Consider the following 7231-nt stretch of genomic DNA (forward strand, 5'->3'; position numbering starts at 1 on the left):
GGCGGTAGGTTCCGCAGCCATAGCAGGGGGGGCCGGGAGATAAAGAGGGAGGACGGGAAGCTGCCTTCCCGCCCTCCGGCCTGCGCGTCATCATGGGTTCATAAGGGCTGTCGGTGAACCGGGTCATTTGGCCGGGTTCTCGCTTTCCTCATCGCCGCCCCCGCCGGCGTCCTCCGGCTCGTCAGATTCCTCGGTCTCCCAAGGGTCCTCGTCCTCCTGTTCGGTATCGTCCTCGCCGTAGTCGTAATCATCCAGGTTGTCGCTGCCCTTGGTCTTGGGCTTCTGCTTGATGAATTTGAAGTAGACCAGCGCACCGATGCCGCCCAGCACAGCCAGCACCACCAGCAGCATCGCCGGGTTCAGCCCTGCCGGTTCCTGTTCCGGCTCCGGCTCTGTTTCCGGGTCAGGGGTGGGTTCCGGCTCCTGGCCCGTACACTCTGCCATATTCACGGCGCACACCGGGCAGGCCGTATTCACCGCACCGGCGGCGCACTTTTCCGTGCAGTTGCAGACGGCGGGCGTTTCCTCCGCCGTCTCGCCGTCCTCCATCAGCGCCTCCAGGTCGGCCTCGTCCACCTGGTTCAAGAAGTGGACGGCGGTCTCCTTGTCCTCGTTGGCGCGGTCAATGAGGATGTAAAAATAGTTACCCGCCTTGGTGGTGACGGTGATGAGCTGCTTGTTGCCGCCAAAGTCATCCACCAGGGCGGCGTTGCCCTCCGGGGTCAGGGCGGGGCTGTCCTCGGTTTCCTCCACCACCACGTTGCTGTCGTTGGTGGCGTCCGCCGCCGGTGTGGCCGTGGGCGCAGGGTCAGTGCCCTGGGCAAAGGCGGTCACAGAGAAGCCGCCCATCAGCATCAGGCAGGTGCAAAGGGCGGCAAAGGTTCTGAAAATCTTTTTATTCTTCATGGGTCATTTCCTCCTGTTCGGGATTGGCAGAACCCACCGCCCGGCCGGGCACCATGCCGCCAGACAGCATGGCGGACAGCTGGGCCGGGGTCATACGCAGGGCGCGGACCATCTGGACGATCTCCAGGTTCTCCGCCTCGGTTTTCTGCGCTTCCAGGTCTTTCAGCTTTTCCTGCTGTTCCGCGATCTTCTCGCGGGTTTTGGCGATCTCCTGGTCGATGCGCTCGATTTTGTTTTTAGCCATAGTCAAATCACTCCTATTCTTCATAAAAATTTGTCACCAGTTCATCAAGCCGTAGCCCTTGATGCACTCGTAGGTCAGGGAATAACTCTTGATTTTGCAGGCGTCGCCGGAATTACCCTCTACGGTGTAAACCCGGCTGCCGTCGGTGCCCACTACGATGCCCACATGGTCGGCGCTGCCATCCAAGTCCCAATCGAAGAAGATAGCGTCGCCTGGGGCGATGTTGGCGTAATCCCGCCCGCCCCATTGTCCGTGCGACTGGAACCAGGGGATGCCCTGGGACTGGCAGGCGGCAAAGCGCGGCTCGGAAAGGCCCATCTGGCCGTAACACCAGGACACGAAGCAAGCGCACCACTCCACGCGGGAATTAAAGCCGTACCAGCTCCAATAGGGCTGGCCGCCCACGTTGCCCACCTGGCTTTTGGCGATGTCCACCACCGCCTGATTGCCGGGCCGGGTGCCGTTGACAAACTCCACACCGGCCAAACTCTCGGAATCGCTGGTGTCGGCGGACCCGCCGCCGAAGATCAGGGGCTTGTTGCCCAGCGTCTGCCGGTACACCTGGTACATTTCCAGCTGATCCGGCGTCAGCAGCTCCGACGCCACGGAAGATATGGGCTTGCTGGTGAGGGTCACATTTAAGATGTAGTAGTTGTAGGGGACCTCGACCGTATAGCTGTTGCCCTCGCTGTCGATCCGGGTCTCGGTGCGGTAGCGCACCTCCACTTCCTCGGTCAGCGTCAGCTGGTATTGGGCTGCGAAGATGCGTTCCAACTCCGCCTGGGCGCTTGCCCGCGTGTAACCTTGCAGCACAGCGGACAGGTAGGCCGCCAGCTCATGCGGGTCGTGGCCGATCATGTCCAGGTCATAGCGGTACTCGTCGTAGCCGGGGTGGCTGCTCTCGATGTTGTCGATCTCGGCTTGCAGCGCGGCCTCCTTGGCGGCGTAGTCGGCCTCCACCGCCACCAGCTCCGGGTCATCGGAGGGGTAGGTGGTGCCGGAGATCGCCGAACCGATGCTCTGCGCCATCATGGAACAGGAGGACATGGTGTTGAGCAGCAGGCAGACCAGCAGGAAAATCGCCAGCACGATGCCAAAGCCCTTTTTGTGGCGCATCACATAGGTCCCGGCCTGCTGGGCTTTCTCCTTGACCGTCTTGGCCGCCTTGCCGGTCTTTTGGGCGGCACCGGCGGCGCTCCCGCCGGACTGTGCGGCCCGTTTGGCGGCGGCGTACTGTTTCTTGATCTGCTGTTTCTGCTGCCAGCGGGACAGCGGGTTGCTGGCTGCCGCAGGGTTTTCATAGACAGACTTCTGGAACAGCGCCTCGATGTTGGCCTTTTCCAGCTTCCGCTCGGCCTGGGCGGCCTTGCGGTAAGGTTTCAGTTTGTGGCTGCGGTAGCCCTCCCTCGCCAGATGCACGCCGGTCTCTACGGCTTCCTCAGACTTGTGGGCGCTTTCCACGCCCACGTTACCGTCCTCGGTCTTGCGGATCTCCTGGTGGAGCTTGCCCGCCACTGCGTTGCCCGGCGCGTCCCGCACTGTATGGGACAGTTTGGAGGGCGGCCGGGGCTTATCCTCCAGCACCAGCTTGGTCGTGACCTTGCCGGTCTTGGGGTCCACCTCGGCCCGTTTGACCTGCTTTTTCGGGATTTTTGCCTGCGCCTTGTCCGCTTTGACGGCGGCCTTCTCCGCCTTGCGGATGGGCTTTTCCAGCGCCGGGTCCGCCCGTTCTTCCTCCGTGAAGCGCAGGCGCGGTTCCTTAATCAAACCATTCCCCCAGCATGAGGGAGGCCGCCATGCTGGAAAGCTCCGCATAGGCCGCCAGCCCCAGCGGACCCACGAAGCGGCACTCGGTCAGGCAGGCGTAGAGCTGGGCCACTACGTCGGCCAAAATCTGGACCTCGGTGCCCTCCAGCACAGTCTCACCGGCCTGCCCGCGCTGGACCTTGGCGGCGCACAGAATCTCCACCAGCCGCAGCAGGCCGGTCTCGCCGGTCTCGGTCAGTTCAGCGGCCTGATCCGCCGCCGTGCGGCACTCGGAAACGGCGTCCGCCATCGCCGTCAGGAGCGCGGTGCGCTGGGTTTCCAGCGCCCGGTCCAGAAACATCATGTGGTCGTTATGCAGAATTTCGGGTTTCATCGTCCATCAGCCTCCTTCATTTCCTGGGGTTTGGTCGTCATAATGCGATACAGTTCGGTGTTTTTCGGGAAGTGATCCACAAAGGGCAGAATCGTGGAGCCGTAGAACAGCAGCCCCTCGCCCTCGCCGGAGTGGGTCACATAGGACAGCTGGTGCGGGGAAATGCCCAGCTGCCGGGCCAAAATCTGCCGGTCGCCGCCCGCCTGGTTGAGCATATACACGAAGTCGGAGTTTTCAAAGATGTTCTCCACCTCGCGGGAAGAAAGCAGGTCCTTCACGTTCTGGGTGATCCCGGTCGGGATGCCGCCCCACTTTCTGAACCGCTTCCAAATCTCCACCGTATAGGCGGCGGTCTGTTCCTCTTTGAGCAGCAGGTGCATCTCGTCGATGTAGTAGCGGGTGGACTTACGGGCCGCCCGGTTGATGGTGACGCGGTTCCACACCTGGTCCTGCACCACCAGCATCCCGATCTTTTTCAGCTGCTTGCCCAGCTCCTTGATGTCATAGCAAACAATGCGGTTGTTGATGTCCACGTTGCTGCGGTGGTTGAACACGTTGAGGGAGCCGGTGACGTAGATTTCCAGCGCCGTGGCGATGTACTGCGCCTCTTTCTCATCCTGCGCCCGCAGCAGGTCGTATAAATCCTCCAGAATGGGCATATTCTCCGGGCGCGGATCGTTGAGGTAGTCCTGATAGACCAGCCGCACACAGCGGTCAATGATGGTTTTCTGTACCGGCTGTAATCCGTCCTTTCCGCCCACGATCAGCTCGCACAGCGACAAGATGAAGTCGCTCTTCAGCGACAGCGGGCTTTCATCGTCCGAATAGTCCAGGTTCAGGTCCATCGGGTTGATGTAGTTGGTGGAGGTGGGCGAGATTTTGATGACCTGCCCGTGCAGGCGCTCCACCAGCGGCGCGTACTCGGCCTCCGGGTCGCAGATAATGACATCATCCGAAGTCAGCAGGAAGCAGTTGGCGATCTCGCGCTTGGCCGAAAAGCTCTTGCCGGAACCGGGCGTACCCAGAATCAGGCCGTTGGGGTTTTTCAGCAGCTTGCGGTCCACCATGATGAGGTTATTGGACAGGGCGTTGATGCCGTAGTACAGCGCCTCTTTTCCGTTCTGAAAAAGCTCTTGGGTGGTGAACGGCACGAAGATGGCGGTAGAGCTGGTAGTCAGCCCCCGCTGAATTTCCACCTGGTTCAGCCCCAGCGGCAGAGAGGACATCAAGCCTTCCTCCTGCTGGAAGTCCAGCCGGGTCAGCTGGCAGTTGTACTTCTGTGCGATGGAACTGGCCTGGAAGATGTTGTTGCCCAGCTGGCGGGGATTGTCGGCGGTGTTCAGCACCAGGAACGTCACCAGGAACATCCGCTCGTTGCGGCTTTGCAGGTCCTGCAACAGCTTCTTGGCCTCGGCCCCGTAGGTGGCAAGGTCGGACGGGATGATGTCCATGTCATACCCGGCGCGGACGGCCTTTTTCTGTTCCTCGATCTTGCTGCGGTCCAGGTCGGTGATTTTCCGCTTTACCGTCTTGATGGCCTTCACCTGATCCACCGACTGGATGTGCAGATTCACAATGAGGGAACTTTCCATATCGAGAAAGTCCGCCAGCATACGGTCATTCAGCTCCGGGGCCAGAATCTGCACGAAGCTGACGGCCCCGTACTTCTTTCCCATGCGGAACTGCTTGCCGGTACGGAACTCGAAGCCGGACGGCGCGATAAAGTCCTTGGTGGAAAGGCCGCTGGGAGCCAGCCAGTCCCACTCGAACTGGAAGGGCGCCTGCTCGTCCATGTGGAAGATGGCGTGAAGCTGGGCCAGCCGGGCTTTGCCGTCCAGAACCTCGGCGGCCACGCCCAACCGCTTAAAGTTGTTCAGCACATCGGTCTCGATGCGCTCCAGACGGGGCTTGGCGGAGCGGATGCTGTCGGCCTCGATGGAAAAGGTCAGGTACTTGGTCTTGATAAGGCCGTTGTTGCCCCGCGCCAGCTGGTTTTGCAGCATGGTCATGTACTCGATACGGATGCTGTCAAAATCGTCCCCCTGGAGAGGGATGTTGATGGCGCGGGCAAAGGTTTCCTCCGATGCTGCAAGGTTCAAAAAAGACAGCTCAAACTGAATCGAGCTGTCGAAGTAGTTGAGGAAATCGCACCAGCCCTCGAAAATCGCGGTTTTATCCTCGTTCTGTGAAAGCTGATAGTTGATGTCCTGAAATTGAATGGTTTTTGTGTAGTGACCGTCTGATACCCGGCAGATACCGTCCGGCCACATTCGTTCATAAGGGATACTGTCCTGCGCCGATTTTTCCTTTTTGTCCGTGCGGTTGGCACGGGCAATCGCAGCTTCAATCTGCTTTCTGTCGGCGCGGGACAGCTTTTTCTTTGTTTTGACCGGCTGCACAGCTTTTTCCTCGTTTTTTCCGAACAGCCGGTGCAGCCAGTTTTTGATTGCCGTAAACAATGTGTGACACCTCCTCGTCGAGATTTGCCTGCCGCTGCAACACGGCATAGAAGTTATTGGTGCGGTAGGGGCGCTGCCTGGGGCGGATCACCGTGACGCGGATGATATTGCCCACAATCTTTTCCAACGGCTGACCATGCTTTTCATACATCGCCAGCAGGAAGAAGGGCAGCATCACGAACATCATGCACAGGGCTGCCGTACTGTTTCCGGCAGAGCCACGGAGCAGAAAGAACAGCGGTACGCCCAAAAGCGCCCCTCCGCCGAAGCAGACTAACTGCCGCTTGGTTAAGTTGAAAGCAACCTTGGTTTTGACTTTCGTCAGGTCTTTGGGTACAGGTACATAGGCCATAGAAACTCCCTCCTTCTTAATGAGCCTGGAATACAGCTTTTGCAAGGCTTCCGGTCTTAAAGAGGGTAAAACACAGTAAAACCGTATAGCCCACACAGCTCCAAATCGCCATAATCACATCTTCCTCGGTAGCGATGTCCTGTACCAGTACAGCATAAATCGCCACACAGACAATGATGAGAAATGCCTGGAATCCCAGCGCCAACAGGGAGCGCAGATAGTTCTGGCCCATGCCGCCCCATTCCTTGCCCATCATGGCAGCCATAGGGATGGGCGCAACGGATGTCACAAGGTAAATTTCAATCATACGGCCATAAATCACGATGAAGATGCAGATATACAGCGCCCACATGGTAACGCCGATAAACATACTCTGGAACCAAAGCCCGAACAACGGACCCAAATCCATTTCCATCAGCCGAGGTTCCATGTCCGTAAGGACAGAGGAAATATCAATGGCTGCATCCGAAGAAATGATCCCGGATGCCTGTGCCACCACACTCTGCGCCATATCAAACACGCCCATGACGATATTCCATGTATTCGTGACAAGGAGTATGGCTGCGGCTGACTTGAACACCCATTTGAAAATCATCCAGGTGTCCACATCATGCAGGTTGTTTTTGTCGGTAATCATCTGGATCAGTTCCAGCGTCATTACAATCGCCAGAATCACACCGGCGATGGGAACCATGATGGAGTTGGAGAGGCTCTGGATCATGCTGAAAATGCCGCCGTTCCAGCCCTGCGGCGTTTGCCCAACCTGCACGGATATATCTCCGACCTGCTGGTTTACAGAATCGAACATCCCGGACAGGTTGCCCATAATGCCGCCTACAAGCATTTCCTTGAGCCACTCAGTAAGCGCGTCCAGCAGAAAATCCATACAGTGTGACCTCCTTTCAGCCCCTCCCGATTATTACGGGAGGGGCAAGGATTTTTCAGGGACAGTTTAGACGGCAAACAGGCCGGAAAGCAGAGGTACGAGGATCAGGCCGACCACAGCCACACCAGCGCCCGCCATGAGCTGCTTCATACCCTGGCTCTTTACTGATGTGCGATAAAGAAGTAATAGAAGTGTAAAAAATTTTGCCGTTCCTATCCGGCACTTGCGCATTGTGTCGGATAGG

7 protein-coding genes and 1 pseudogene are annotated in these 7231 nt (G+C 58.5%); all 8 read right to left on the bottom strand.

Annotation, left to right across the window (positions count from 1 at the left end):
- Nucleotides 1-123 precede the first annotated feature (123 nt).
- Complete coding sequence (locus WMO64_RS12615; RefSeq protein ID WP_002576344.1) at nt 124-906, bottom strand: DUF4366 domain-containing protein; 783 nt, start codon at nt 904-906, stop codon at nt 124-126.
- Nucleotides 896-1150: a DUF4315 family protein gene (locus WMO64_RS12620; protein WP_002576345.1), complete on the bottom strand. Its 255-nt coding sequence runs from the start codon at nt 1148-1150 to the stop codon at nt 896-898. The genes WMO64_RS12615 and WMO64_RS12620 overlap by 11 nt, the downstream gene beginning before the upstream one ends.
- Before the next feature lie 33 nt (nt 1151-1183).
- On the bottom strand, nt 1184-2917 hold the full coding sequence (locus WMO64_RS12625) for a C40 family peptidase (protein ID WP_349232201.1): 1734 nt from the start codon (nt 2915-2917) through the stop codon (nt 1184-1186).
- On the bottom strand, nt 2910-3290 hold the full coding sequence (locus WMO64_RS12630) for a DUF3851 domain-containing protein (protein ID WP_002576347.1): 381 nt from the start codon (nt 3288-3290) through the stop codon (nt 2910-2912). Before WMO64_RS12630 ends, WMO64_RS12625 begins: the two co-directional genes overlap by 8 nt.
- Nucleotides 3287-5689 carry a VirB4-like conjugal transfer ATPase, CD1110 family gene (locus WMO64_RS12635; RefSeq protein WP_349232202.1) on the bottom strand — a complete coding sequence of 801 codons (2403 nt, stop codon included), beginning with the start codon at nt 5687-5689 and terminating at the stop codon, nt 3287-3289. The genes WMO64_RS12630 and WMO64_RS12635 overlap by 4 nt, the downstream gene beginning before the upstream one ends.
- Nucleotides 5634-6101, bottom strand: a complete 468-nt coding sequence (locus WMO64_RS12640) for a PrgI family protein (RefSeq protein ID WP_016147255.1) — start codon at nt 6099-6101, stop codon at nt 5634-5636. The genes WMO64_RS12635 and WMO64_RS12640 overlap by 56 nt, the downstream gene beginning before the upstream one ends.
- Before the next feature lie 16 nt (nt 6102-6117).
- Entirely contained in the window at nt 6118-6987 is an 870-nt protein-coding gene (locus WMO64_RS12645) for a VirB6/TrbL-like conjugal transfer protein, CD1112 family (RefSeq protein ID WP_016147254.1), read from the bottom strand.
- A gap of 66 nt (nt 6988-7053) precedes the next feature.
- A pseudogene (locus tag WMO64_RS12650) lies at nt 7054-7149 on the bottom strand (Maff2 family mobile element protein); the annotation flags it as partial.
- Nucleotides 7150-7231 lie beyond the last annotated feature (82 nt).

Source organism: Pseudoflavonifractor intestinihominis, assembly GCF_040096055.1.
GTDB classification, from domain to species: domain Bacteria; phylum Bacillota; class Clostridia; order Oscillospirales; family Oscillospiraceae; genus Pseudoflavonifractor; species Pseudoflavonifractor intestinihominis.